The sequence below is a fragment of the Pseudomonas sp. B22129 genome (assembly GCF_044218875.1).
GTDB lineage: Bacteria > Pseudomonadota > Gammaproteobacteria > Pseudomonadales > Pseudomonadaceae > Aquipseudomonas.
The window spans coordinates 1,420,076-1,442,903 of record NZ_CP162592.1 but is presented as its reverse complement, the minus strand read 5'-3'; the positions used below and the strand labels follow the sequence as shown (position 1 = coordinate 1,442,903).

General features: G+C 56.8%; 23 protein-coding genes. 3 read left to right on the top strand and 20 right to left on the bottom strand.

Translation table 11 applies throughout. From position 1 onward, the window contains the following. The 20 genes from AB4P94_RS06530 to rpmH form a co-directional block, all read right to left on the bottom strand. Complete coding sequence (locus tag AB4P94_RS06530) at nt 1-768, bottom strand: DeoR/GlpR family DNA-binding transcription regulator (protein WP_395609885.1); 768 nt, start codon at nt 766-768, stop codon at nt 1-3. Nucleotides 769-998: 230 nt separating this feature from the next. After that, the gene (gene glmU, locus AB4P94_RS06525; protein ID WP_395609884.1) at nt 999-2,366 is read right to left on the bottom strand and encodes a bifunctional UDP-N-acetylglucosamine diphosphorylase/glucosamine-1-phosphate N-acetyltransferase GlmU; all 1,368 of its coding nucleotides are present in this window, start codon (nt 2,364-2,366) and stop codon (nt 999-1,001) included. Between the two features lie 123 nt (nt 2,367-2,489). After that, on the bottom strand, nt 2,490-2,906 hold the full coding sequence (locus AB4P94_RS06520) for a F0F1 ATP synthase subunit epsilon (RefSeq protein ID WP_178920930.1): 417 nt from the start codon (nt 2,904-2,906) through the stop codon (nt 2,490-2,492). Nucleotides 2,907-2,950: 44 nt separating this feature from the next. Then, complete coding sequence (atpD, locus tag AB4P94_RS06515; protein ID WP_003177062.1) at nt 2,951-4,327, bottom strand: F0F1 ATP synthase subunit beta; 1,377 nt, start codon at nt 4,325-4,327, stop codon at nt 2,951-2,953. A 27-nt stretch (nt 4,328-4,354) separates the two neighbouring features. After that, entirely contained in the window at nt 4,355-5,215 is an 861-nt protein-coding gene (gene atpG, locus AB4P94_RS06510; RefSeq protein WP_010207685.1) for a F0F1 ATP synthase subunit gamma, read from the bottom strand. Between the two features lie 50 nt (nt 5,216-5,265). Then, entirely contained in the window at nt 5,266-6,810 is a 1,545-nt protein-coding gene (gene atpA / locus AB4P94_RS06505) for a F0F1 ATP synthase subunit alpha (RefSeq protein ID WP_071485332.1), read from the bottom strand. A gap of 21 nt (nt 6,811-6,831) precedes the next feature. Beyond that, nucleotides 6,832-7,368 (bottom strand): F0F1 ATP synthase subunit delta, encoded by a 537-nt coding sequence (locus AB4P94_RS06500; protein WP_017135121.1) that lies wholly within the window; start codon nt 7,366-7,368, stop codon nt 6,832-6,834. Between the two features lie 12 nt (nt 7,369-7,380). Further along, nucleotides 7,381-7,851 carry a F0F1 ATP synthase subunit B gene (locus AB4P94_RS06495; RefSeq protein WP_078739899.1) on the bottom strand — a complete coding sequence of 157 codons (471 nt, stop codon included), beginning with the start codon at nt 7,849-7,851 and terminating at the stop codon, nt 7,381-7,383. A 56-nt stretch (nt 7,852-7,907) separates the two neighbouring features. Then, nucleotides 7,908-8,165, bottom strand: a complete 258-nt coding sequence (gene atpE / locus AB4P94_RS06490) for a F0F1 ATP synthase subunit C (RefSeq protein WP_002555987.1) — start codon at nt 8,163-8,165, stop codon at nt 7,908-7,910. Between the two features lie 133 nt (nt 8,166-8,298). Further along, a complete protein-coding gene (gene atpB, locus AB4P94_RS06485; RefSeq protein WP_395609883.1) occupies nt 8,299-9,168 on the bottom strand; it encodes a F0F1 ATP synthase subunit A in 870 nt (289 codons plus the stop codon). A 16-nt stretch (nt 9,169-9,184) separates the two neighbouring features. Then, nucleotides 9,185-9,592, bottom strand: a complete 408-nt coding sequence (locus AB4P94_RS06480) for a F0F1 ATP synthase subunit I (RefSeq protein WP_010565865.1) — start codon at nt 9,590-9,592, stop codon at nt 9,185-9,187. A gap of 148 nt (nt 9,593-9,740) precedes the next feature. Further along, on the bottom strand, nt 9,741-10,613 hold the full coding sequence (locus tag AB4P94_RS06475; RefSeq protein WP_016970690.1) for a ParB/RepB/Spo0J family partition protein: 873 nt from the start codon (nt 10,611-10,613) through the stop codon (nt 9,741-9,743). A gap of 9 nt (nt 10,614-10,622) precedes the next feature. Then, entirely contained in the window at nt 10,623-11,420 is a 798-nt protein-coding gene (locus AB4P94_RS06470) for a ParA family protein (RefSeq protein ID WP_032885161.1), read from the bottom strand. 18 nt (nt 11,421-11,438) lie between these two features. Then, nucleotides 11,439-12,083, bottom strand: coding sequence for a 16S rRNA (guanine(527)-N(7))-methyltransferase RsmG (gene rsmG, locus AB4P94_RS06465; RefSeq protein ID WP_395609882.1), 645 nt, complete (start codon nt 12,081-12,083; stop codon nt 11,439-11,441). Beyond that, nucleotides 12,080-13,972 carry a tRNA uridine-5-carboxymethylaminomethyl(34) synthesis enzyme MnmG gene (mnmG, locus tag AB4P94_RS06460; protein ID WP_026136734.1) on the bottom strand — a complete coding sequence of 631 codons (1,893 nt, stop codon included), beginning with the start codon at nt 13,970-13,972 and terminating at the stop codon, nt 12,080-12,082. Before mnmG ends, rsmG begins: the two co-directional genes overlap by 4 nt. Nucleotides 13,973-14,524: 552 nt before the next feature. Beyond that, nucleotides 14,525-15,895 carry a tRNA uridine-5-carboxymethylaminomethyl(34) synthesis GTPase MnmE gene (gene mnmE / locus AB4P94_RS06455; protein WP_395609881.1) on the bottom strand — a complete coding sequence of 457 codons (1,371 nt, stop codon included), beginning with the start codon at nt 15,893-15,895 and terminating at the stop codon, nt 14,525-14,527. 78 nt (nt 15,896-15,973) lie between these two features. Continuing rightward, a complete protein-coding gene (yidC, locus tag AB4P94_RS06450; protein ID WP_395609880.1) occupies nt 15,974-17,656 on the bottom strand; it encodes a membrane protein insertase YidC in 1,683 nt (560 codons plus the stop codon). 2 nt (nt 17,657-17,658) lie between these two features. Next, a complete protein-coding gene (gene yidD, locus AB4P94_RS06445; RefSeq protein WP_395609879.1) occupies nt 17,659-17,904 on the bottom strand; it encodes a membrane protein insertion efficiency factor YidD in 246 nt (81 codons plus the stop codon). Next, a complete protein-coding gene (gene rnpA, locus AB4P94_RS06440; RefSeq protein ID WP_010565857.1) occupies nt 17,897-18,301 on the bottom strand; it encodes a ribonuclease P protein component in 405 nt (134 codons plus the stop codon). Before rnpA ends, yidD begins: the two co-directional genes overlap by 8 nt. A 16-nt stretch (nt 18,302-18,317) precedes the next feature. Further along, complete coding sequence (gene rpmH / locus AB4P94_RS06435; RefSeq protein ID WP_003213577.1) at nt 18,318-18,452, bottom strand: 50S ribosomal protein L34; 135 nt, start codon at nt 18,450-18,452, stop codon at nt 18,318-18,320. A 586-nt stretch (nt 18,453-19,038) separates the two neighbouring features. On the opposite strand from rpmH, the gene dnaA reads away from it, so the two are divergent. Genes dnaA through recF form a run of 3 tightly spaced genes read left to right on the top strand, consistent with a single transcriptional unit; the run spans nt 19,039 to nt 22,828 of the window. Then, nucleotides 19,039-20,559 (top strand): chromosomal replication initiator protein DnaA, encoded by a 1,521-nt coding sequence (gene dnaA, locus AB4P94_RS06430; protein ID WP_395609878.1) that lies wholly within the window; start codon nt 19,039-19,041, stop codon nt 20,557-20,559. A gap of 38 nt (nt 20,560-20,597) precedes the next feature. Next, the gene (gene dnaN, locus AB4P94_RS06425; protein ID WP_078739908.1) at nt 20,598-21,704 is read left to right on the top strand and encodes a DNA polymerase III subunit beta; all 1,107 of its coding nucleotides are present in this window, start codon (nt 20,598-20,600) and stop codon (nt 21,702-21,704) included. Nucleotides 21,705-21,724: 20 nt separating this feature from the next. Next, entirely contained in the window at nt 21,725-22,828 is a 1,104-nt protein-coding gene (gene recF / locus AB4P94_RS06420) for a DNA replication/repair protein RecF (protein WP_010565854.1), read from the top strand.

Sequence of the window (22,828 nt, the reverse complement as noted above, 5' to 3'; positions counted from 1 at the left end):
CTAGATGATTGCCGCGCATATCAGCGTAATGCCGCGGGCTTGGATCTGGTCGCGGGCCTCAAGCGGCAGGCGATCATCGGTGATAAGGGTATGGACGCTGCTCCAGGGCAGTTCCAGGTTGGGAATCTTGCGGCCGATCTTGTCGGATTCGACCATCACCACGACTTCACGGGCGACATCGGCCATTACCCGGCTCAGGCCGAGCAATTCGTTGAAGGTGGTGGTGCCACGTTCCAGATCGATGCCATCGGCGCCGATAAACAACTGGTCGAAGTCGTAGGAACGCAGCACTTGCTCGGCGACCTGGCCCTGGAACGAGTCCGAGTGGGGGTCCCAGGTGCCGCCGGTCATCAACAGCACAGGCTCGTGTTCCAGTTCGCTCAAGGCACGGGCAACGTGCAGGGAGTTGGTCATCACCACCAGGCCGGGCTGGTGGCCCAGCTCGGGAATCATCGCGGCGGTGGTGCTGCCGCTGTCGATGATGATCCGGGCGTGTTCGCGCAAGCGCATCACGGCGGCACGGGCGATAGCGCGCTTGTAGGCCGAGACGGGTTGAGCGGCGTCGCCGACCAATTCCTGCGGCATGGTGATTGCGCCGCCGTAGCGACGCAACAACAGCCCGTTACTTTCGAGGGCGGCCAGGTCCTTGCGGATGGTCACTTCCGAGGTTTCGAAACGCTTGGCCAATTCGTCCACGCTGACTTCGCCCTGTTCGGTGAGCAAGGTCAGAATGTTGTGGCGCCGCTGGGGTGTATTTCGTTTCGGCATGGTGATGATAAGTTTCGTTTCGAAAGATAACGAAGGCAATCAAAACCTATTGGCGAAAGATCGTCAAGCGGGGCGTGCTAAATTTTTTGATAATCACCAACCAAATGTGGGAGCTGGCTTGCCTGCGATTGCGGCCTGACATTCAACATTGATGTCGTCTGACACTCCGCTATCGCAGGCAAGCCAGCTCCCACAGGGGAACCGCGCCTGCCGATCGAACTGTGGATAACTCAGGGCTTTTTGATTTTGACCGGGCGTTTCCAGCCGTCGATGTTGCGCTGGCGGGCGCGGGCCACTGCCAGCTGCGACTTATCCACATCCTGGTTGATGGTCGAGCCTGCTGCTGTGTTCGAACCATCACCAATAGTGACGGGCGCGATCAGCGAGTTATTGGAGCCAATGAATACGTCTTCACCGATAGTCGTCTGGTACTTATTGGCGCCATCGTAATTACAGGTGATGGCACCGGCGCCAATGTTGCTGCGAGCCCCGATTGTTGCGTCACCGAGATAGGCCAAATGGCCGGCCTTGGCTTCGTCACCCATTACGGCATTCTTCAGCTCGACAAAGTTACCCACATGGGCCCTGGCCCCCAGCACGCTCCCCGGACGCAACCGCGCAAACGGACCAGCATCGCTGCCCTCGCCCATCACCGCGCCGTCCAGGTGGCTGTTGGCCTTGACCACCACGCCTTTGCGCAGGGTGCTGTCCTTGATCACACAGTTCGGGCCAATCACCACGTCGTCTTCGATGATCACGCGGCCTTCGAGAATCACGTTGATATCGATCAGCACGTCGCGGCCTACGGTCACCTCGCCACGCACATCGAAACGCGCCGGGTCGCGCAAGGTCACGCCTTGCGCCATCAGGCGGCGGCCTTCGCGCAATTGGTAGTGACGCTCCAGTTCGGCGAGTTGCTTGCGGTCGTTGGCGCCCTGCACTTCCATCGGGTCGTGAGGTTGTTCGGTGGCGACCCGCAGGCCATCGCTTACCGCCATCTCGATGACGTCGGTGAGGTAGTACTCGCCCTGGACGTTGTTGTTTGACAGACGACTCATCCAATCGCCGAGCTTATCGGCGGGGACCGCCAGGATCCCGGTGTTGCCTTCGGTAATAGCGCGCTGGGCTTCGCTGGCATCTTTGTGCTCAACGATAGCGGCAACCTTGCCATCGGCGTCGCGCACGATGCGCCCGTAACCGGTGGGATCATCCAGTTCAACCGTCAGCAGGCCCATCTGTCCAGGCACGACGTGCTTGAGCAGGCGCTGCAAAGTTTCAACTTCAATCAGCGGCACGTCGCCATAGAGGATCAGTACGGTATCGGCGCTGATGAACGGCACGGCTTGCGCGGTGGCATGACCGGTACCCAGTTGCTTGTCTTGCAATACGAAATTCAGGTCATCTGCCGCCAGGCGCTCACGTACCACATCGGCGCCGTGGCCAATCACCACGTGAATGCGCTGTGGATCAAGTTGCCGAGCGCTGTGGATAACATGGCCGAGCATGGAGTTGCCCGCGACCGGGTGCAGCACCTTGGGCAAGGCCGAACGCATGCGAGTACCCTGGCCAGCGGCGAGAATGACGATTTCGAGAGACATGAATGGCTACCAATCCTGGGCGGTCCGACTTCAGACCAAAGAAGTGTTTTGCAAAAAAAGAAAAAGGGTAGCCGAGGCTACCCTTTTTAATCAATCGCGCATGAAGCGTGACGGCATGGCCGCTTACTTCTTGCGGATCTGCTGGAGCGTGCGCAGCTGGGCTGCAGCCTCGGCCAGACGTACAGCAGCAGCGCTGTAGTCGAAGTCCGCACCCTTTTCGTTCAGGGCCTTCTCGGCAGCCTTGACGGCTTCCTGAGCGGAGGCTTCATCCAGGTCGCCAGCACGTTGCACGGTGTCGGCAAGTACCTTGACCATGTTCGGCTGAACCTCGAGGAAACCACCGGAGATGTAAAACACCTCCTTGTCCCCGCCTTGCTTGGTCAGAGTGATCGGACCTGGCTTCAAGCTGGTGATCAGCGGTGCGTGGCCCATGGCAATACCAAGGTCACCCAATTCGCCGTGTGCAATCACCATCTCTACCAGACCGGAGAAGATTTCCCCTTCCGCGCTGACGATATCGCAATGGACTGTCATAGCCATCTGATTGCCTCAACCTGATGAGCGCCCGTTGCCGGGCGCCGGGATTACAGTTTCTTGGCTTTCTCGATCGCTTCTTCGATGCCGCCGACCATGTAGAACGCTTGTTCTGGCAGGTGGTCGTAGTCACCGTTGAGGATGCCTTTGAAGCCAGCAATGGTGTCTTTCAGGGAAACGTATTTACCCGAAGCACCGGTGAAGACTTCAGCCACGAAGAACGGCTGCGACAAGAAGCGCTGGATCTTACGAGCACGGTTTACCAACTGCTTGTCGGCTTCCGACAGCTCGTCCATACCCAGGATCGCAATGATGTCCTTCAGTTCTTTGTAACGCTGCAGCACGTACTGAACGCCGCGAGCGGTGTCGTAGTGCTCCTGGCCGATCACGTTCGGGTCCAGCTGGCGCGAAGTCGAGTCGAGTGGATCGACCGCTGGGTAGATACCCAGGGAAGCGATGTCACGGGACAGAACGACGGTAGCGTCCAAGTGGGCGAAGGTGGTCGCAGGCGACGGGTCAGTCAAGTCATCCGCAGGTACGTATACCGCTTGGATCGAGGTGATCGAACCTTCTTTGGTCGAAGTGATACGTTCTTGCAGAACGCCCATCTCTTCAGCCAGGGTCGGCTGGTAACCTACTGCCGAAGGCATACGGCCCAGCAGTGCGGATACTTCAGTACCGGCCAGGGTGTAACGGTAGATGTTGTCGACGAACAGCAGAACGTCGTTACCTTCGTCACGGAACTTCTCGGCCATGGTCAGGCCAGTCAGTGCTACGCGCAGACGGTTACCCGGCGGCTCGTTCATCTGACCGTAAACCAGTGCCACTTTGTCCAGAACGTTGGAGTCCTTCATCTCGTGGTAGAAGTCGTTACCCTCACGGGTACGCTCGCCCACACCGGCGAACACGGAATAACCGCTGTGCTCGATGGCGATGTTACGGATCAGTTCCATCATGTTTACGGTTTTGCCTACACCGGCACCACCGAACAGACCGACTTTACCGCCCTTGGCGAACGGGCAAACCAGGTCGATAACCTTGATGCCGGTTTCCAGCAGGTCGTTGCCGCCCGCTTGTTCGGCGAACGAAGGTGCTGGACGGTGAATGCCCCAGCGCTCTTCGGTGTCGATCGGGCCAGCTTCGTCAATCGGGTTGCCCAGTACGTCCATGATCCGGCCCAGGGTCGCTTTACCGACCGGTACGGAAATGGCAGCGCCAGAGTCGATAACGTCCAGACCGCGCTTCAAGCCTTCGGTGGAACCCATCGCAATGGTACGAACTACGCCGTCGCCCAGCTGTTGCTGAACCTCCAGAGTAGTTTCCGCGCCTTGTACTTTCAGCGCGTTGTAGATGCTCGGTACGCTGTCGCGTGGAAATTCCACGTCGATAACGGCGCCGATGATTTGAACGATACGTCCGCTACTCATAGCTGGATCCTCTGAATATTTGAACCGTTAAACCGCGGCAGCGCCGCCGACGATTTCCGAGATCTCTTGGGTGATCGCAGCCTGACGCGCCTTGTTGTAGATCAGCTGCAAATCGCTGATCAGATCACCGGCGTTATCGGTAGCGTTTTTCATCGCGATCATCCGCGCCGCTTGTTCAGCTGCGTTGTTCTCGACCACCGCCTGGTACACCTGCGACTCCACGTAGCGCACCATCAAGCCGTCAAGCAGCTCTTTGGCGTCTGGTTCGTAGAGGTAGTCCCAGTGGTGCTTGAGTTCCTGATCCGGAGTCGCCACCAGTGGAATCAATTGCTCCACGGTTGGCTGCTGGGTCATGGTGTTGATGAACTTGTTGGATACCACGGAGAGGCGGTCAATCCGGCCTTCCAGGTACGCATCCAGCATCACCTTCACACTGCCGATCAAATCATTGATCGACGGCTCTTCACCCAGGTGGCTGATAGCAGCTACGACGTTACCGCCGAAGTTACGGAAAAAGGCCGCACCCTTGCTACCAACAACACACAGATCGATCTCGACGCCCTTTTCGCGGTTTACCGCCATGTCCTTGACCAGGGCCTTGAACAGGTTGGTATTCAAACCACCGCACAAACCACGGTCACTGCTCACTACCACATAACCCACGCGCTTAACTTCGCGGTCGATCATGAAGGGGTGGCGGTATTCCGGGTTGGCGTTGGCCAAATGCCCAATTACCTGGCGGATACGCTCCGCATAAGGACGGCTAGCAGCCATGCGCATTTGTGCCTTGCGCATTTTGCTGACCGCCACTTTTTCCATGGCGCTGGTAATCTTTTGCGTGCTTTTGATGCTCGCAATCTTACTGCGAATCTCTTTTGCGCCTGCCATGTAACACCTATCAGGTTAGCAAGCGGGAGCCTTGCGGCTCCCGCTGCGGCTTACCAGGTTTGGGTGGCCTTGAACTTCTCGATACCGGCTTTCATGCCAGCGTCGATTTCGTCATTGAAGTCACCCTTCACGTTGATCTTGGCCAACAAGTCGGCGTGATCGCGGTTGAAGTAAGCAATCAGCGCTTGTTCAAAGCTGCCGACCTTGGTGATTTCGACGTCAGTCAGGAACCCACGCTCAGCGGCATACAGCGACAACGCCATGTCAGCGATCGACATTGGGGCGTATTGCTTCTGCTTCATCAGCTCGGTAACGCGCTGACCATGTTCAAGTTGCTTACGGGTCGCTTCGTCCAGGTCGGACGCGAACTGGGCGAATGCCGCCAGTTCACGGTACTGAGCCAGAGCGGTACGGATACCACCGGAGAGCTTCTTGATGATCTTGGTCTGAGCGGCACCACCCACACGGGATACCGAAACACCGGCGTTCACTGCAGGGCGGATGCCCGAGTTGAACATGGCCGATTCCAGGAAGATCTGACCGTCGGTGATGGAAATCACGTTGGTCGGAACGAACGCGGAAACGTCGCCAGCCTGGGTTTCGATGATCGGCAGTGCGGTCAGGGAACCGGTTTTGCCGGTCACTGCGCCGTTGGTGAACTTCTCTACGTACTCTTCCGAAACACGGGATGCGCGCTCCAGCAGACGGGAGTGGAGATAGAACACGTCGCCTGGGTAAGCTTCACGGCCTGGTGGACGGCGCAGCAGCAGGGAAATCTGGCGGTAAGCCACTGCTTGCTTGGACAGATCGTCATAAACGATCAGCGCGTCTTCACCGCGGTCGCGGAAGTATTCGCCCATGGTGCAACCGGAGTACGGTGCCAGGAATTGCAGCGCAGGAGATTCCGAAGCACTGGCAGCCACGATGATCGTGTTGGCCAAGGCGCCGTTTTCTTCCAGCTTGCGAACCACGTTGGCGATGGTCGATTGTTTCTGACCGATGGCTACGTAGACGCAGAAAATGCCGCTGTCTTTCTGGTTGATGATCGCGTCGATGGCCAGAGCGGTTTTACCGATCTGACGGTCACCGATGATCAGCTCACGCTGGCCACGGCCGACAGGGATCATGGCGTCGACAGCCTTGTAGCCAGTCTGTACAGGCTGGTCTACCGACTTACGCCAGATCACGCCTGGAGCAACTTTCTCGACCGCGTCGGTCTCGGTGTTGCCCAGTGGACCTTTGCCGTCAACAGGGTTACCCAGTGCGTCGACTACGCGACCCAGCAGTTCCTTACCAACCGGAACTTCCAGGATGCGGCCTGTGCACTTGGCGCTCATGCCTTCGGCCAGAGACTGGTAGGAGCCCAATACAACGGCACCTACGGAGTCTTGCTCCAGGTTGAGGGCCATACCGTAGACGCCGCCCGGAAACTCGATCATCTCGCCGTACATAACGTCGGCCAGACCGTGAATCCGCACGATGCCGTCAGATACGCTGACGACAGTGCCTTCGTTACGGGCTTGGGAGGTCACATCGAGCTTGTCGATGCGGCCCTTGATAATTTCACTTATTTCGGAAGGATTGAGTTGCTGCATTGCTCTGCTGCCCCTTCAAACTCAAGATTTCAATGCTTCGGCAAGTTTCGCGATTTTGCCGCGAATCGAGCCATCGATAACCAGGTCGCCGGCACGGATAACAACACCACCAATCAGGGATGCGTCCTCCGAAGCTTGCAGGCGCACTTCCCGATTGAGTCGTGCACTGAGAACCTTGGCGAGTTTGTCTTGCTGTTCTTGGTTCAATGCAAAAGCACTGGTCACTTCAACGTCTACCGACTTCTCTTCTTCGGCCTTGTACAGGTCGAACAGAGCGGCGATCTCCGGCAACAGCGGGAGACGGTCGTTTTCGGCAACGACGTGGATGAAGTTCTGCACTTTCACATCAAACTTGTCGCCGCACACTTCAATAAAAGTGGCGGCCTTGTCTGCGCTCGTCAGGCGCGGGGCCTTGAGCACGCGCTGCATGGTGTCGTCTTGCGACACTGCTGCAGCCAGGCCGAGCATGGCTGACCAAGAGGCCAGTTGCTGGTGGGCCTGGGCGTGCTCGAAGGCTGCCTTAGCGTAAGGTCGAGCCAACGTGGTCAGTTCTGCCATGATCGCCCTCGCTTAAATTTCAGCAGCCAGTTTGTTAACCAGCTCCGCGTGCGCGTTTTGATCGATTGTGGCACCCAGGATCTTCTCAGCACCGCCAACCGCCAGAGCACCCAGTTGGGCACGCAGCGCGTCTTTGACGCCGTTCAGTTCCTGTTCGATCTCGGCATGAGCCGAAGCCTTCACACGGTCAGCTTCGACGCGGGCTTTATCAACAGCCTCTTCGACGATCTGGTTACCGCGTTTCTTGGCTTGCTCAATGATTTCAGCTGCCTGTGCCTTAGCGTCGCGCAGTTGATGACCCGCTTTCTCTTGGGCCAACTCCAGGTCGCGAGCTGCTCGGGCTGCAGCGTCCAGCCCATCCGCAATCTTCTTCTGACGTTCGTGCAGAGCTGCGATGACCGGAGGCCATACGAACTTCATGCAGAAAACGACAAAAATCAAGAACGCTAAGGACTGACCAATAATGGTTGCATTAATGTTCACGCCAATACCTCGCTCATTCGTTGCACAACACACCAATCACTCGAAAAAACGAGTGATTAACCGGCGAGTTGACCAACGAAAGGGTTCGCGAAGGTGAAGAACAGAGCGATACCAACACCGATCATGGTCACGGCGTCGAGCAGGCCGGCGACGATGAACATTTTAACTTGCAGCATTGGAACCATTTCTGGCTGACGCGCTGCGCCTTCCAGGAACTTGCCGCCCAGCAGGCCGAAACCAATGGCAGTACCCAGGGCGCCCAGGCCGATCAACAGTGCAACAGCGATAGCGGTTAGACCAACTACAGTTTCCATCTTTCCTCCCGACTTTTACGTCGTATGGTTTAGGTTTTTTAGATTTTAAAGCGGTAAAACAAATCGTTTCATAGCCCTGTTGGGCCACCTTCCCGTTTCACCGGGAAGGACATCAGACTAGTCGAGACTGGTCTTAATGGTTCTCTTCGTGCGCCATCGACAAGTAAACGATGGTCAGCATCATGAAGATGAAGGCCTGCAGGGTAATGATCAGGATGTGGAACACAGCCCACGCCCACTGCAGAACAATGCCCAGGCCGCTAAGCCAGAGCAGGCCGCTGCCGAACATCACAGCGATCAGAATGAACACCAGCTCGCCGGCATACATGTTGCCGAACAGTCGCAGGGCCAGGGAAATCGGCTTGGCGATCAGGGTCACGAATTCCAGCAGGAAGTTCACCGGGATCAGCAGGGCTTGAACGAAGATGTTCTTGCTGCCGAACGGGTGCAGGGTCAGTTCGCCGATGAAGCCGCCGATGCCCTTGATCTTGATGCTGTAGAAAATGATCAACGCAAAGACCGACAGGGCCATGCCCAGGGTAGCGTTAGGGTCAGTGGTCGATACGGCACGGAATGGAATGTGCGGGTCGCCGCTGATTGCCATGGCGAGCTGAGGAATCCAGTCAACCGGGATCAGGTCGACGGCGTTCATCAGGAACACCCAGACGAAGATGGTCAGTGCCAGCGGTGCAATCACCGGGCTACGGCCATGGAAGCTGTCTTTCACGCTGCCATCGACGAATTCGACCAATACTTCAACGAAGTTCTGCAAAGCACCAGGTTGACCGGAAGTCGCCTTCTTTGCCGCCAGGCGGAAAATCAGGACGAAGATCAGACCCAATGCGACCGACCAGCCCAGAGTATCCAGGTGGAAAGCCCAGAAGCCCATTTCTTTGGCCTCTGCTGCGGAGTGGGCAAAGCCCCAGCCGCCATTAGGAAGCTGGCCGAAGGTCAGGTTCTGCAAGTGGTGCTGGATATAGCCCGAAGCGGTTGTTTCTGCCATGGTTGCCTCAAACGCCCTAAGGTTTCGAAAGTCTTGTTTTCATTAGCAGGGGAGCGAACCAGCTGACCAGTTGGGTCAACACGAAGACGCCGAATACAGCCAGCGGCGCCAATGGCTTCACACCTGCAAAGGTCAGTGCAAACAGCACTGCCGTCAAAATCAGTTTCCCTGCTTCGCCGGCATAAAAAGACCGGACGATAGCCTGGGCTGCTCGGGCGCCGGAAAACCGAAAGGCCCTGTGAGCAAAATACATATTGGGCAGCAAGGCTATCAGGCCTCCGCAGAGTCCTGAATATCCGGCAACGACTCCATGCCAATACCAAAGCGCCAATGCGGCGATCAGCAAAATGACAAATTGAGCCAATAAAACCGGGAAAACGGCCAAGCGATGGAACGGCAACGTGTTTGGCGTGCGGGTTTCCATCACTCTTGCTCCTCAATGGTCGGCTGCCGGAAATCAATAACTTGGCATAATTTGTGCCGACAAAATGCGCGCAGAGTATAGGGGCGGTTCAGCCCCTATTCAACTGTCGGGTAGTGTTTTCCGATCGCGCGCTACATAAGCAAATGTTTCAGCGGATGTGGGCAAGGACGCCCTGAAGCTCATCAAGCGAGTTATATCCGATGACCAATTGCCCTTTGCCTTTCTTGCCGTGACGAATTTGCACCGCAGAGCCCAGCCGCTCGGCCAGGCGCTGCTCAAGACGTGCGATATCCGGATCAGGTTTGGCCGTTTCGACCGGTGCAGGTTTGCCGCTGAGCCATTGGCGAACCAAGGCTTCCGTCTGACGGACAGTGAGACCCCGTGCGACAACGTGTCGCGCCCCTTCAACCTGTTGATTTTCCGGCAAACCGAGCAAAGCACGGGCGTGGCCCATTTCCAGGTCGCCGTGGGACAACATGGTCTTGATGACTTCCGGCAACGCGATCAAGCGCAGCAAGTTGGATACAGTCACGCGGGATTTGCCCACCGCCTCGGCCACTTGTTGCTGGGTCAGCTGGAATTCCTGCTGTAAACGCTGCAACGCGATCGCTTCCTCGATCGGATTGAGGTCTTCACGCTGGATGTTTTCGATCAACGCCATGGCAATGGCCGTTTCATCTGGCACATCGCGCACCATCGCCGGGATGGTTTCCTTGCCGGCCTGCTGGCTCGCGCGCCAGCGGCGTTCACCGGCGATGATTTCAAAGCGCCCGCCACCAATGGGGCGAACCACGATCGGCTGCATCACGCCCTGGGCCTTGATCGAATTAGCCAGTTCTTCCAGCGCCTGGGGATCCATGTCCCGGCGTGGCTGGTATTTGCCGCGCTGGATCAGGTCCAGCGGCAGGTGCTGCAGCTCGCGCTCGTCGGCCTGCACCGCTTGCTCTTCAAGCGATGTGACGGTCGGACCACTCAACAGTGCATCCAGTCCACGTCCGAGACCTCGTTTCTTGACGGCCATGGGGATTCCTTAAGTTGGCTGGGCTGCAGCGGTGCGAGAGTTGCGGCGTTGACGGCGAACCATCTCGCCGGCCAGCGCCAGATAGGCAATGGCACCACGGGATGACTTGTCGTACGCCAGCGCGGGCATGCCGTAGCTTGGCGCTTCTGCCAGACGGATGTTGCGCGGTATCACCGTGTCGTACAGTTGTTCGCCAAAGTGTTCCTTGAGCTGCGCCGACACATCGTTCATCAGGCTCAGGCGCGGATCGAACATGGTCCGCAGCAGGCCTTCGATCTGCAGGTTCGGGTTGAGCAGTTCAGCGATACGCTTGATGTTATCCACAAGGTCGCTCAAGCCTTCCAGGGCGTAGTACTCGCACTGCATGGGGATAATCACCCCGTCGGCGGCCACCAACGCATTCAGCGTGAGCATCGACAGCGACGGCGGGCAGTCGATCAAAATGTAGTCGTAATTCTCGCGGATCGGCGCCAGGGCGCTGCGCAGACGGCTTTCTTTCATCTGCATTTCCAGCAGCACCACTTCCGCCGCAGTCAAATCGCGGTTCGCCGGCAGCAGTTGATAACCGCCGTGCTCGGAGTAGTGCATGGCCTGAGCCAGGTCGCACTCGCCAATCAGCAAGTCGTAGACCGAGTTTTCCAGGCCGTGTTTATCCACACCGCTACCCATGGTGGCGTTGCCCTGTGGATCGAGATCGATCAACAGCACCCGGCGCTTGGTAGCCACCAGGGATGCTGCGAGGTTGATGCAGGTGGTGGTTTTGCCCACGCCACCTTTCTGGTTCGCTATCGCGAATACCTTAGCCATTCTTGCTTGTGTTCCCAATCATGCCGTGCGGCGCAGTATCAGCAGATGGCGTTGGCCTTGGCAACCGGGTACGGCCAAGGCGTGTTCGCTATCGAGGTGGAAGTCTGCCGGCAATGCTAACAGCTCATCGCTTGGATGGACGCCCTTCATTGCCAGCCAGCGGGTGTCGCGGTCGCCCAGGTGGCGAGTCCAGTTGCTGAAGTTCTCCATGCTGCTGAACGCCCGGGAAACAATTCCGTTGAAAGGACGTTCAGGCGTGAATTCTTCAACGCGACTGTGGATAACTTGCAGGTTATCCAGCTTGAGTTCGAGTTTGACCTGGGTCAGGAAGCGGGTTTTCTTGCCGTTGCTGTCCAGGCAAGTGACCTGGGACTCGGGAAACAGGATGGCCAACGGGATGCCGGGCATGCCGCCACCACTGCCAACGTCGAGCCAGCGGCCATTTTCGATAAATGGCATCACGCTCAGGCTGTCGAGCAAGTGACGGGAAACCATTTCGTCCGGATCGCGCACAGCCGTCAGGTTGTAAGCCTTGTTCCACTTGATCAACAGGGCGAGGTAGCCCAGCAGCAATTCGTGCTGGGCCGGGGTCAGGTCGACGCCCAACTGGCGTGCACCTGTGGATAACTCTTCGGCATGTTGCGAGGTAACAGACGAACTCAAGCGCTTTGCTCCAACTGACGGCCCGCGCCGCGTTTTTTCAAATGAATCATCAACAGCGAAATGGCTGCCGGAGTAACACCGGGGATACGTGAAGCTTGGCCCAACGTTTCCGGGCGAGTTATACCCAGCTTGCTTTGAATTTCTTTCGACAGCCCGGAAATCCCGGTGTAATCGATATCCACAGGCAGCTTGGTGTCTTCACTGGCGCGCAGGCGAGCGATCTCATCCTGCTGGCGGTCAATGTAACCAGCGTATTTGGTCTTGATTTCGACCTGCTCGGCAACCTGTGGATCTTCTGCGCCGCCGCCTGTCACTTCGACCAGACCAGCGTAGTCGATTTCTGGACGGGACAGCAGGTTGAGCAAATTGTATTCGTGGGTCAGTGGCGTACCGAACTTTTCAGCAATCGCGTCGCCCTGCTCGGTCCCCGGACGAACCCAAGTACTTTTCAGTCGCTGCTCTTCCAGCGTGATGCTTTCGCGTTTTTTGCAGAACGCTTCCCAACGCGCGTCATCGACCAGGCCCAGCTCGCGGCCTTTTTCGGTCAGGCGCAGGTCGGCGTTGTCTTCACGCAGAATCAGACGGTATTCCGCCCGGGAAGTGAACATCCGGTACGGTTCCTGGGTACCCAGGGTAATCAGGTCGTCGACCAACACGCCGATATACGCCTCATCGCGACGCGGGCACCAGCTGTCTTTGCCTTGGGCGCGCAGTGCGGCGTTGGTTCCGGCCAGCAAACCCTGGGCGCCGGCTTCTTCGTAACCGGTGGTGCCGTTGATTTGCCCGGCGAAGAACAAACCGCCGATCACTTTGGTTTCCAGGCTGTATTTCAGGTCCCGCGGGTCGAAGTAGTCGTACTCGATGGCATAACCCGGGCGCACGATGTGTGCGTTTTCCATGCCGCGAATTGATTGCACGATCTGAATTTGTACGTCGAACGGGAGTGAAGTGGAAATCCCGTTCGGGTACAGCTCGTGGGTGGTCAAGCCTTCGGGCTCGATGAAGACCTGATGGCTTTCCTTGTCGGCAAAGCGATGGATCTTGTCCTCGATCGATGGGCAATAACGCGGGCCAATGCCCTCGATCACCCCGGAATACATCGGCGAACGGTCGAGGTTCGCAGCGATGATTTCGTGGGTACGCGCGTTGGTGTGGGTAATCCAGCAACTGACCTGTTTCGGGTGCTGTTCTTTGGACCCCATGAACGACATCACCGGAATCGGTGTATCACCGGCTTGTTCGGTCATCACTGAAAAATCCACAGAACGCCCGTCGATACGCGGCGGGGTCCCGGTTTTCAGGCGGCCGACACGCAGCGGCAATTCACGCAGGCGTTTTGCCAGGGCAATCGACGGCGGATCACCGGCACGACCGCCGGAGTAGTTCTGCATACCGATGTGGATAAGTCCGCCGAGGAACGTACCGGTGGTCAACACCACGGATTCTGCGAAAAAACGCAGGCCCATCTGAGTGACAACACCACGTACTTGGTCTTGCTCGACGATCAGGTCATCCGCTGCCTGTTGAAATATCCACAGGTTCGGTTGGTTTTCCAGGGTTTCGCGTACGGCCGCCTTGTACAGAATGCGGTCGGCTTGAGCCCGAGTGGCACGCACGGCTGGGCCTTTACGGCTATTTAGCACGCGAAATTGAATACCACCCTTGTCGGTAGCCATGGCCATGACGCCGCCAAGGGCGTCGATTTCTTTGACCAGATGGCTTTTGCCGATCCCACCAATCGCGGGGTTGCAACTCATTGCACCGAGGGTTTCCACGTTGTGCGTCAGCAACAGGGTTTTTACGCCCATGCGTGCTGACGCCAGTGCTGCCTCGGTACCGGCATGACCGCCGCCGATGACGATCACTTCAAAACGGGAAGGGAAATCCACCACGCACCTCGTGCCTGCTTATGTAGGTAATCAGGAATTGTCTGTTGAAAGGGTTTTGGAGCTTTGGCGGCAAGTATAGGGACTTAGCCCCTCCTAAAGAACCCTTTGCACAAAATTTAACCAGCTGTGGATGAATCACAGACAATAGAAATTAAAAGAGAAGAAATTTATAAGATCTTTGTTTTTATGTTTATTTCTACTGAGCCTGTTTTCTGTGGATAGATCTATACAGCCATTTATTTACGTGGTGTACAGAGGTTCAAAAGTCTGTGGTCATGTGCCAATGAGGCCCTTGGATAAGTGGTTTAAGCCTGTGGATTAAAGCAGTGGTTATCCACAGCGGGGTTTTTACTCAGGTTTCACGCCCTGTTATCAACTGAGCACAAGGTGGGTTATTCACAGGGCTTAATCCACAGAAAATGGTCACATCGTCAAATGGCGCCCGCGCAGAAGCCGCCATTCTTTTGGGCAGTGAGTCAAAATTGGATTTGGAATGCCCTGACGCGGGCGAAACAGGCAGGCACGAACGGCCTGCCTGTGAACAACGATGGGTTATTTACCGATGCAAAAGCTCGAGAAGATCCTTCCCAGCAGGTCATCGGAGCTGAATGCGCCGGTGATTTCACCCAACAGCTGCTGTGCTTGGCGCAGATCCTCAGCCAGCAGCTCTCCAGCCCCTGCCAGGGTCAACTGGGCGCGACCATGCTCCAACGCTGCGCTGGCGTGACGCAGTGCCTCCAGGTGCCGGCGGCGTGCGCTGAAGCTGCTTTCCGACGTCTGTTCGTAGCCCATGCAGGCCTTGAGGTGATCGCGCAGCAATTCCAACCCGTCGCCAGCTGACTTTGCACTCAGGCTGATCGTGACGTGACCGTCCTGGCTGGTTTCCATAGCAATGGCTTCGCCGGTCAGGTCCGCCTTGTTGCGGATCAAGGTTACTTTGGCCGGATCCGGCCGTTGCTCGAGGAATTCTGGCCACAAGGCAAAAGGATCCACAGCTTCGGGTGCAGTCGCATCCACCACCAACAACACCCGGTCTGCTTCGCCGATCGCCTTGAGCGCGCGCTCCACGCCGATCTTTTCGACCTGGTCATCGGTATCGCGCAGGCCAGCGGTGTCGACCACGTGCAGGGGCATGCCATCAATGTGGATATGTTCGCGCAAGATATCCCGCGTGGTACCCGCAATCTCGGTGACGATGGCGGCTTCGCGACCCGCCAGGGCATTGAGCAGGCTTGATTTGCCGGCATTCGGCCGCCCGGCGATCACCACCGTCATACCATCACGCAGCAAGGCTCCCTGGCCTGCTTCACGCAGCACGGTGGATAACTCATCGCGAACCTTATCCAGCATCGTCAGGACGTGGCCATCGGCGAGAAAGTCGATCTCCTCCTCGGGGAAATCGATGGCAGCCTCAACATAGATACGCAAACTGATCAGCTGCTCGGTCAAGTTATGCACACGCAGGGAAAATGCCCCCTGCAGCGAACGCAATGCATTGCGTGCAGCCTGTGCAGAACTGGCTTCGATCAAATCGGCGATCGCCTCAGCTTGGGCCAAGTCGAGTTTGTCGTTGAGGAATGCCCGCTCGCTGAATTCGCCCGGGCGTGCCAGGCGGCAACCCAGTTGCAGGCAACGCTGAAGCAACATATCCAACACAACCGGACCACCATGGCCCTGCAGTTCCAGAACGTCTTCACCGGTGAAGGAGTTGGGTCCTGGAAAATAGAGCGCCAGGCCCTCGTCCAAAACACTCTGGTCAGCATCCAGGAAAGGACCGTAATGGGCGTAACGCGGCTTCAGCTCCCGGCCGCTGATTGCGTTGGCTGCCACGCTCGCCAGCGGCCCGGAAATTCGAACGATACCGACACCGCCGCGACCTTGAGCGGTAGCGACAGCAGCGATGGTTTCACGAGGAGCGCTCATCAGCAGGTTCCAGAACAAAGTGACGGAATGCAAAACGCCCCACTAGGGGGCGTCTTGAGTGGTTATCCACAGAGTAAGTTACGCCGCAGCTTTTTTGGTAGCCGCTTCGATTTTACGAGTGATGTACCACTGTTGGGAGATCGACAACACGTTGTTGACTACCCAGTACAGCACCAGACCAGCTGGGAACCACAGGAAGAAGAAGGTGAAGATGATTGGCATCATTTTCATGACCTTGGCTTGCATTGGGTCCGGCGGTGTAGGGTTCAGACGCTGCTGGATAAACATGGTAGCGCCCATGATGATCGGCAGGATAAAGAACGGGTCTTTGATCGACAGGTCAGTTATCCACAGAATGAACGGTGCCTGACGCATTTCCACGCTTTCCAGGAGTACCCAGTACAGCGAGAGGAACACCGGCATCTGCACCAGAATCGGCAAGCATCCACCCAGCGGGTTGATCTTCTCTTTCTTGTACAGCTCCATCATGGCCTGCGACATTTTCTGCCGGTCGTCACCATGTTGCTCTTTCAGAGCCGCCAGTTTCGGAGCAACGGCACGCATGCGCGCCATCGACTTGTAGCTGGCTGCCGACAGAGGGAAGAAGATCCCTTTGATCAGCATGGTCAGGAAGATGATCGAGAAGCCCCAGTTACCGACGATGCTGTGGATATGTTGCAGCAGCCAGAAGATAGGCTGGGCAATAAACCACAGAATGCCGTAATCCACAGTCAGTTCCAGACCTGGGGACAACTCTTTGAGCACGGCCTGGCTTTTCGGGCCTGCGTACAGAGTGGCGCTGGTTTCAGCCTTGGCACCGGGTGCGACGGTCAACGCCGGGCCAGTAAAACCAATAATGTAGTTGCCTTGGCTGTCTTTGCGGGTTTGAACCAGGTTGGCTTCACCCTTGTTCGGGATCCATGCGGTCACGAAGTAGTGTTGCAACCAGGCAACCCAACCGCCCTGGACCGTTTCTTTGAGCGCGCCCTTGTCGATATCTTTCATCGACACTTTTTTGTACGGCTCGCTACTTGTCCACAGGGCGGCGCCCAGGTAAGTCGCGGTGCCGGTGGCGGTGCTGGAAGAAGGATCAGCGCTGTTGTCACGCTTGAGCTGGGCAAACAGGTTGCCGCTCCACGGTTTGTCGCTTTCGTTGTCGATCAGGTAAGTGACCTTCAAGTCGTACAAACCACGGGTGAAGCTGAAACGCTTGATGTAGTTGACGCCGTCGAGGCTGAATTTCAGGTCAACGTTCAACTGGTTCTGGCCATCAGCCAGTTGATAAGTCTTCTGTTCGGTCGAATAAACCGGACGGCCGGTAGCACGTGCGTCCGGACCATTGGTACCGGTCAGGCCACTTTGTGCCAGATAAGTACGTTCGCCACCGTTATCGAACAGCTGGAATGGTACATCCGGATGGTCTTGGCGACGTGGATACAGGGGCAGCTTCAGCTGCGCGATATCACCACCTTGTGGGTCGATCGCCAGGTCGAGCACATCCGTTTTCACATGGATGAGGTCTTTATTGGTAACAACTGGCGTTTCTAAAGGGGCAGTTGTCTCGCCATTCGCGCTGGGAACATCGGCACTCGCGGACGCATTGTTACCCAACGGGGTGTCCGGAATAGCCGGCGCAGCCTGGTTGGCAGCAACATTCTGAGTCGGCAGGGCAGCCTGACCATAGTCCTGGTTCCACTTGAGAACCATAGAATAGGACACGATTGCCAGGGCGACGATCAGGATTGTGCGTTTAATATCCATGATTACTCGGCCATCGAAGAAGAACGGGAGGTAGGGATAGGTGGAACCGGGTCAAAACCACCGGGATTCCACGGATGACAGCGACCTAAACGACGAAAGGCCAACCAGCCACCGCGCAGAAGACCATGATTTTCAATGGCCTCTAACGCGTAGCAGGAACAACTGGGGTAGAAACGACAGTGGTTGGCCATCAGAGGACTAATGGCATAGCGGTAAAACTGGATCGGAACGATTGCCAGTTTACGCATCAAGGCTGTCTACCCCTACAGTTTCGGTGCTGACTGCTGGTGCTGGCTTGTTGGTACGCGCCAAACGTTTCCAGAGCTTGCCGAAATGCTGAATCAATTCGGGGTTTTCTACGTCCCCCAAGCCTTTGCGCGCGACGATAACAATATCCCAACCAACCAGAGTGTCCTGGTGGAGGCGAAACGATTCGCGCATCAGACGCTTGAGGCGATTGCGCTCAACGGAGAGCTTTACGCTCTTCTTGCCAATCACCAACCCGAGACGGGGGTGATCAAGATCGTTGTTACGCGCAAGGAGCAGGAGATTTTTCCCCGGAACCTTGCCGGTGGGGGAGTCAAAGACTGCCTTGAAATGCCGGGGGGTCAGCAAACGCTTTTCCCGACTGAAGTCCTGACTCACCACCAGTACCGGATTATCAAACTGCCAGACGCGCACGACCTTTGGCGCGGCGACGCGACAGGACAGCACGGCCGTTCTTGGTGGCCATGCGAGCACGGAAGCCGTGGGTACGGGCGCGTTTGATGGTGCTTGGTTGGAAAGTACGTTTCATGGCGTTGTTACCTGGTTCGTCCACAACGGGCCGGAATGGCCCCCGTTTTAAGAGACCGGCGATTCTAGAGAAAGCAAGCCTCTAGGTCAATTTCCAACCAGCTTTTCCTTTAATTAGATCTCAGCAGGTCTCTAGGTGTTTTTCTGAGCCAGGGGATTACATGGGCAATGCCATAGATATAAAAATAAAGAAGGAAGTTATTTAAAGCTTTTCTGTAAAGCTTATAAAAGCTAGGCACACGATCATCTGTGGATAACTGCCTCGACACCTTGTTTCACGTGATGTACAGAGAATGACAACTACGGGGGAAAACGGTGCTCTGCCTGTGCTGCGCTGTCGGATAAGCTGTGTGTGAAACAGGTTGTTATCCACAGGCCAGTTACCCACAGACTTTCGACCCCACTTGTACAACGAGCTCAGGCACGCTTATCCACAGAGCTTATGCACAGACCATTGGTCGCCTTTATTGTGCCTAAAGCGTTGATTTTGGCTGCCCTGTGAGCAACCTACATGTGGATAAGTGGGCGGCTGGCCGCTACAATGGCGGCTGTTTTTGCCTCACCGGCTTTCAACTTAGGGGATATCCGTGTCAGTGGAACTTTGGCAGCAGTGCGTGGAGCTTTTGCGCGATGAGCTGCCTGCCCAGCAATTCAACACCTGGATCCGTCCGCTACAGGTCGAAGCCGAAGGCGACGAGTTGCGCGTCTATGCGCCCAACCGTTTCGTTCTCGACTGGGTCAACGAGAAATACCTGAGCCGCGTTCTCGAATTGCTCGATGAACACGGCAATGGCATCGCCCCTGTGCTTTCTCTATTAATAGGCAGCAAACGCAGCTCCGCGCCTCGCGCTGCGCCGAATGCTCCGCTGGCAGCCAGTGCCTCGCAGGCGCAGGCCGCAGCGGCGCCGGTTAATAACGTGCCGCCGTCGGTTGCCCAGGCGCCAGCGAAGTCGTCGTCGCAGAAAAACGCTCCTGCAAATGAAGAGCCGTCCCGCGACAGCTTTGATCCGATGGCGGGCGCCAGCTCCCAACAAGCGCCGGTCCGCGCCGAACAGCGCACCGTGCAGGTGGAAGGCGCGCTCAAGCACACCAGCTACCTGAATCGCACTTTTACCTTCGAAAACTTCGTTGAGGGTAAATCCAACCAGCTGGCTCGCGCCGCGGCCTGGCAAGTCGCCGATAACCCCAAGCATGGTTACAACCCACTCTTCCTTTATGGTGGTGTTGGCTTGGGTAAGACTCACTTGATGCATGCTGTGGGTAACCACCTATTAAAGAAGAACCCGAATGCCAAGGTTGTGTACCTGCACTCGGAGCGCTTCGTGGCTGACATGGTCAAGGCCTTGCAGCTCAATGCCATCAACGAGTTCAAGCGTTTCTACCGTTCGGTGGATGCGTTGCTGATCGATGACATTCAATTCTTCGCGCGCAAAGAGCGTTCCCAGGAAGAGTTTTTCCACACCTTCAACGCCTTGCTCGAAGGTGGCCAACAGGTCATCTTGACCAGTGACCGTTACCCGAAGGAAATCGAAGGCCTGGAAGAACGCTTGAAGTCGCGTTTCGGCTGGGGCTTGACCGTAGCGGTGGAGCCGCCGGAACTGGAAACCCGCGTCGCGATCCTGATGAAAAAGGCCGACCAGGCCAAAGTCGATCTGCCCCACGACGCTGCCTTCTTTATTGCTCAACGCATTCGTTCCAACGTGCGTGAGCTGGAAGGTGCGCTCAAGCGCGTCATCGCTCACTCGCACTTCATGGGGCGCGATATCACCATCGAGTTGATTCGCGAATCCCTGAAGGACTTGCTGGCACTGCAGGACAAGCTGGTCAGTGTGGATAACATTCAGCGCACTGTGGCCGAGTACTACAAGATCAAGATTTCCGACCTGCTGTCCAAGCGCCGTTCACGCTCGGTAGCTCGTCCGCGCCAAGTCGCCATGGCCCTCTCCAAAGAGTTGACCAACCACAGCCTGCCGGAAATTGGTGATGTGTTTGGTGGTCGCGATCACACCACGGTCTTGCACGCATGCCGCAAGATCAATGAACTTAAGGAATCCGACGCGGATATTCGCGAGGACTACAAGAACCTGCTGCGTACACTGACAACTTGATGACACCAGCGCAGCTTATTAAGGCAAGGGACTAGACCATGCATTTCACCATTCAACGCGAAGCCCTGTTGAAACCCCTGCAACTGGTCGCAGGCGTCGTCGAGCGCCGACAGACCTTGCCGGTGCTCTCCAACGTATTGCTGGTGGTTGAAGGCCAGCAGTTGTCTTTGACCGGTACCGACCTGGAAGTCGAGTTGGTGGGTCGCGTACAGCTGGAAGAACCCGCAGAGCCGGGCGAGATCACTGTGCCGGCGCGCAAGCTGATGGACATCTGCAAGAGCTTGCCCAATGACGCTCTGATCGATATCAAGGTCGACGAACAGAACAAGCTGTTGGTAAAGGCTGGCCGCAGTAAATTCACCCTGTCGACTTTGCCGGCCAATGATTTCCCGACCGTTGAAGAAGGCCCGGGCTCGCTGACGTGCAGCCTGGAACAGAGCCGACTGCGGCGCTTGATCGAGCGCACCAGCTTCGCCATGGCCCAGCAGGACGTGCGTTACTACCTCAACGGCATGCTGCTGGAAGTGTCGGAAGGCATTATTCGCGCGGTGGCAACCGACGGTCACCGTCTGGCCATGTGCTCGATGAAAGCCGATATCGGCCAGCCGGATCGTCATCAGGTCATCGTACCGCGCAAGGGTATCCTTGAGCTGGCACGCCTGCTTACTGAGCCAGATGGCAACGTCAGCATCGTGTTGGGGCAGCACCACATCCGCGCCACTACTGGCGAGTTCACCTTTACTTCCAAGCTGGTAGACGGCAAGTTCCCGGACTACGAGCGAGTACTGCCTAAAGGCGGTGACAAGCTCGTGCTGGGTGATCGTCAGGCTTTGCGTGAAGCGTTCAGCCGCACAGCAATTCTGTCGAACGAAAAGTACCGCGGCATCCGTCTGCAACTCGCCAATGGTCAGCTGAAAATCCAGGCCAACAACCCGGAACAGGAAGAAGCGGAAGAAGAAGTGGGCGTCGACTACAACGGCGGTTCGCTGGAAATTGGTTTCAACGTGAGCTACCTGCTGGACGTACTGGGTGTGATGACGACTGAGCAGGTCCGCTTGATTCTGTCTGACTCCAACAGCAGCGCCCTGGTGCAGGAATCCGACAACGACGACTCGGCTTACGTTGTTATGCCGATGCGCCTGTAATCATGCTCAGCAGAAGCTAGATGTCCCTCAGTCGTGTCTCTGTCACCGCGGTGCGCAATCTGCACCCGGTGACCTTCTCTCCCTCCCCCCGCATCAATATCCTCCATGGCGCCAATGGCAGTGGCAAAACCAGCGTGCTGGAAGCCATTCATCTGCTTGGGCTTGCCCGTTCCTTTCGCAGTGCTCGGTTGCTACCGGTCATCCAGTACGAACAATTGGCGTGCACCGTGTTTGGCCAAGTCGAACTGGCGGAAGGCGGCCATAGCAGCCTGGGGATATCCCGTGATCGCGGTGGGGAGTTTCAAATTCGCATCGATGGGCAAAATGCTCGGAGCGCTGCGCAGCTTGCAGAAATTCTGCCGTTGCAGTTGATTAACCCTGACAGCTTCCGCTTGCTGGAAGGTGCACCCAAAATTCGCAGGCAGTTCCTCGATTGGGGTGTGTTCCACGTGGAACCACGTTTTATGGCCACGTGGCAGCGCCTGCAGAAGGCCCTGCGGCAGCGGAACTCATGGCTGCGGCATGGTACACTTGACGCCGCTTCACAAGCGGCCTGGGATCGGGAATTGTGCCTGGCCAGCGACGAAATAGATGAATACCGCCGTGCCTACATCAAAGCCTTGAAACCAGTCTTTGAGCAGACTTTGAGTGAGTTGTTGGATCTCGAAGGGCTGACGTTGAGTTACTACCGTGGTTGGGACAAAGAGCGTGAACTGAGTGCAGTACTCGCCACCTCCTTGCAGCGGGATCAGCAAATTGGCCATACCCAAGCCGGACCCCAACGGGCTGATTTGCGCCTTAGATTAGGCGCTCACAATGCTGCGGATATCTTGTCCCGTGGCCAGCAGAAGTTGGTGGTGTGTGCGTTGCGTATCGCGCAGGGCCATCTGGTTAGCCAGGCCCGACGCGGTCAGTGTATTTATCTGGTGGATGACCTGCCGTCTGAACTCGACGAGCAACACCGCCGCGCGTTATGCCGCTTGTTGGAAGACTTACGCTGCCAGGTGTTTATCACCTGTGTAGACCACGAATTATTGAGGGAAGGCTGGCAGACGGAAACGCCAGTCGCTTTGTTCCACGTGGAACAAGGCCGTATCACCCAGACCCACGACCATCGGGAGTGA

Excerpts from the sequence above, each read along its gene's own strand:
- AB4P94_RS06530 (WP_395609885.1), bottom strand. The coding sequence starts at position 768 with ATGCCGAAACGAAATACACCCCAGCGGCGCCACAACATTCTGACCTTG.
- glmU (WP_395609884.1), bottom strand. The coding sequence starts at position 2,366 with ATGTCTCTCGAAATCGTCATTCTCGCCGCTGGCCAGGGTACTCGCATG.
- AB4P94_RS06520 (WP_178920930.1), bottom strand. The coding sequence starts at position 2,906 with ATGGCTATGACAGTCCATTGCGATATCGTCAGCGCGGAAGGGGAAATC.
- atpD (WP_003177062.1), bottom strand. The coding sequence starts at position 4,327 with ATGAGTAGCGGACGTATCGTTCAAATCATCGGCGCCGTTATCGACGTG.
- atpG (WP_010207685.1), bottom strand. The coding sequence starts at position 5,215 with ATGGCAGGCGCAAAAGAGATTCGCAGTAAGATTGCGAGCATCAAAAGC.
- atpA (WP_071485332.1), bottom strand. The coding sequence starts at position 6,810 with ATGCAGCAACTCAATCCTTCCGAAATAAGTGAAATTATCAAGGGCCGC.
- AB4P94_RS06500 (WP_017135121.1), bottom strand. The coding sequence starts at position 7,368 with ATGGCAGAACTGACCACGTTGGCTCGACCTTACGCTAAGGCAGCCTTC.
- atpE (WP_002555987.1), bottom strand. The coding sequence starts at position 8,165 with ATGGAAACTGTAGTTGGTCTAACCGCTATCGCTGTTGCACTGTTGATC.
- atpB (WP_395609883.1), bottom strand. The coding sequence starts at position 9,168 with ATGGCAGAAACAACCGCTTCGGGCTATATCCAGCACCACTTGCAGAAC.
- AB4P94_RS06480 (WP_010565865.1), bottom strand. The coding sequence starts at position 9,592 with ATGGAAACCCGCACGCCAAACACGTTGCCGTTCCATCGCTTGGCCGTT.
- AB4P94_RS06475 (WP_016970690.1), bottom strand. The coding sequence starts at position 10,613 with ATGGCCGTCAAGAAACGAGGTCTCGGACGTGGACTGGATGCACTGTTG.
- AB4P94_RS06470 (WP_032885161.1), bottom strand. The coding sequence starts at position 11,420 with ATGGCTAAGGTATTCGCGATAGCGAACCAGAAAGGTGGCGTGGGCAAA.
- mnmE (WP_395609881.1), bottom strand. The coding sequence starts at position 15,895 with ATGAGCGCTCCTCGTGAAACCATCGCTGCTGTCGCTACCGCTCAAGGT.
- yidC (WP_395609880.1), bottom strand. The coding sequence starts at position 17,656 with ATGGATATTAAACGCACAATCCTGATCGTCGCCCTGGCAATCGTGTCC.
- yidD (WP_395609879.1), bottom strand. The coding sequence starts at position 17,904 with ATGCGTAAACTGGCAATCGTTCCGATCCAGTTTTACCGCTATGCCATT.
- rpmH (WP_003213577.1), bottom strand. The coding sequence starts at position 18,452 with ATGAAACGTACTTTCCAACCAAGCACCATCAAACGCGCCCGTACCCAC.
- dnaN (WP_078739908.1), top strand. The coding sequence starts at position 20,598 with ATGCATTTCACCATTCAACGCGAAGCCCTGTTGAAACCCCTGCAACTG.
- recF (WP_010565854.1), top strand. The coding sequence starts at position 21,725 with ATGTCCCTCAGTCGTGTCTCTGTCACCGCGGTGCGCAATCTGCACCCG.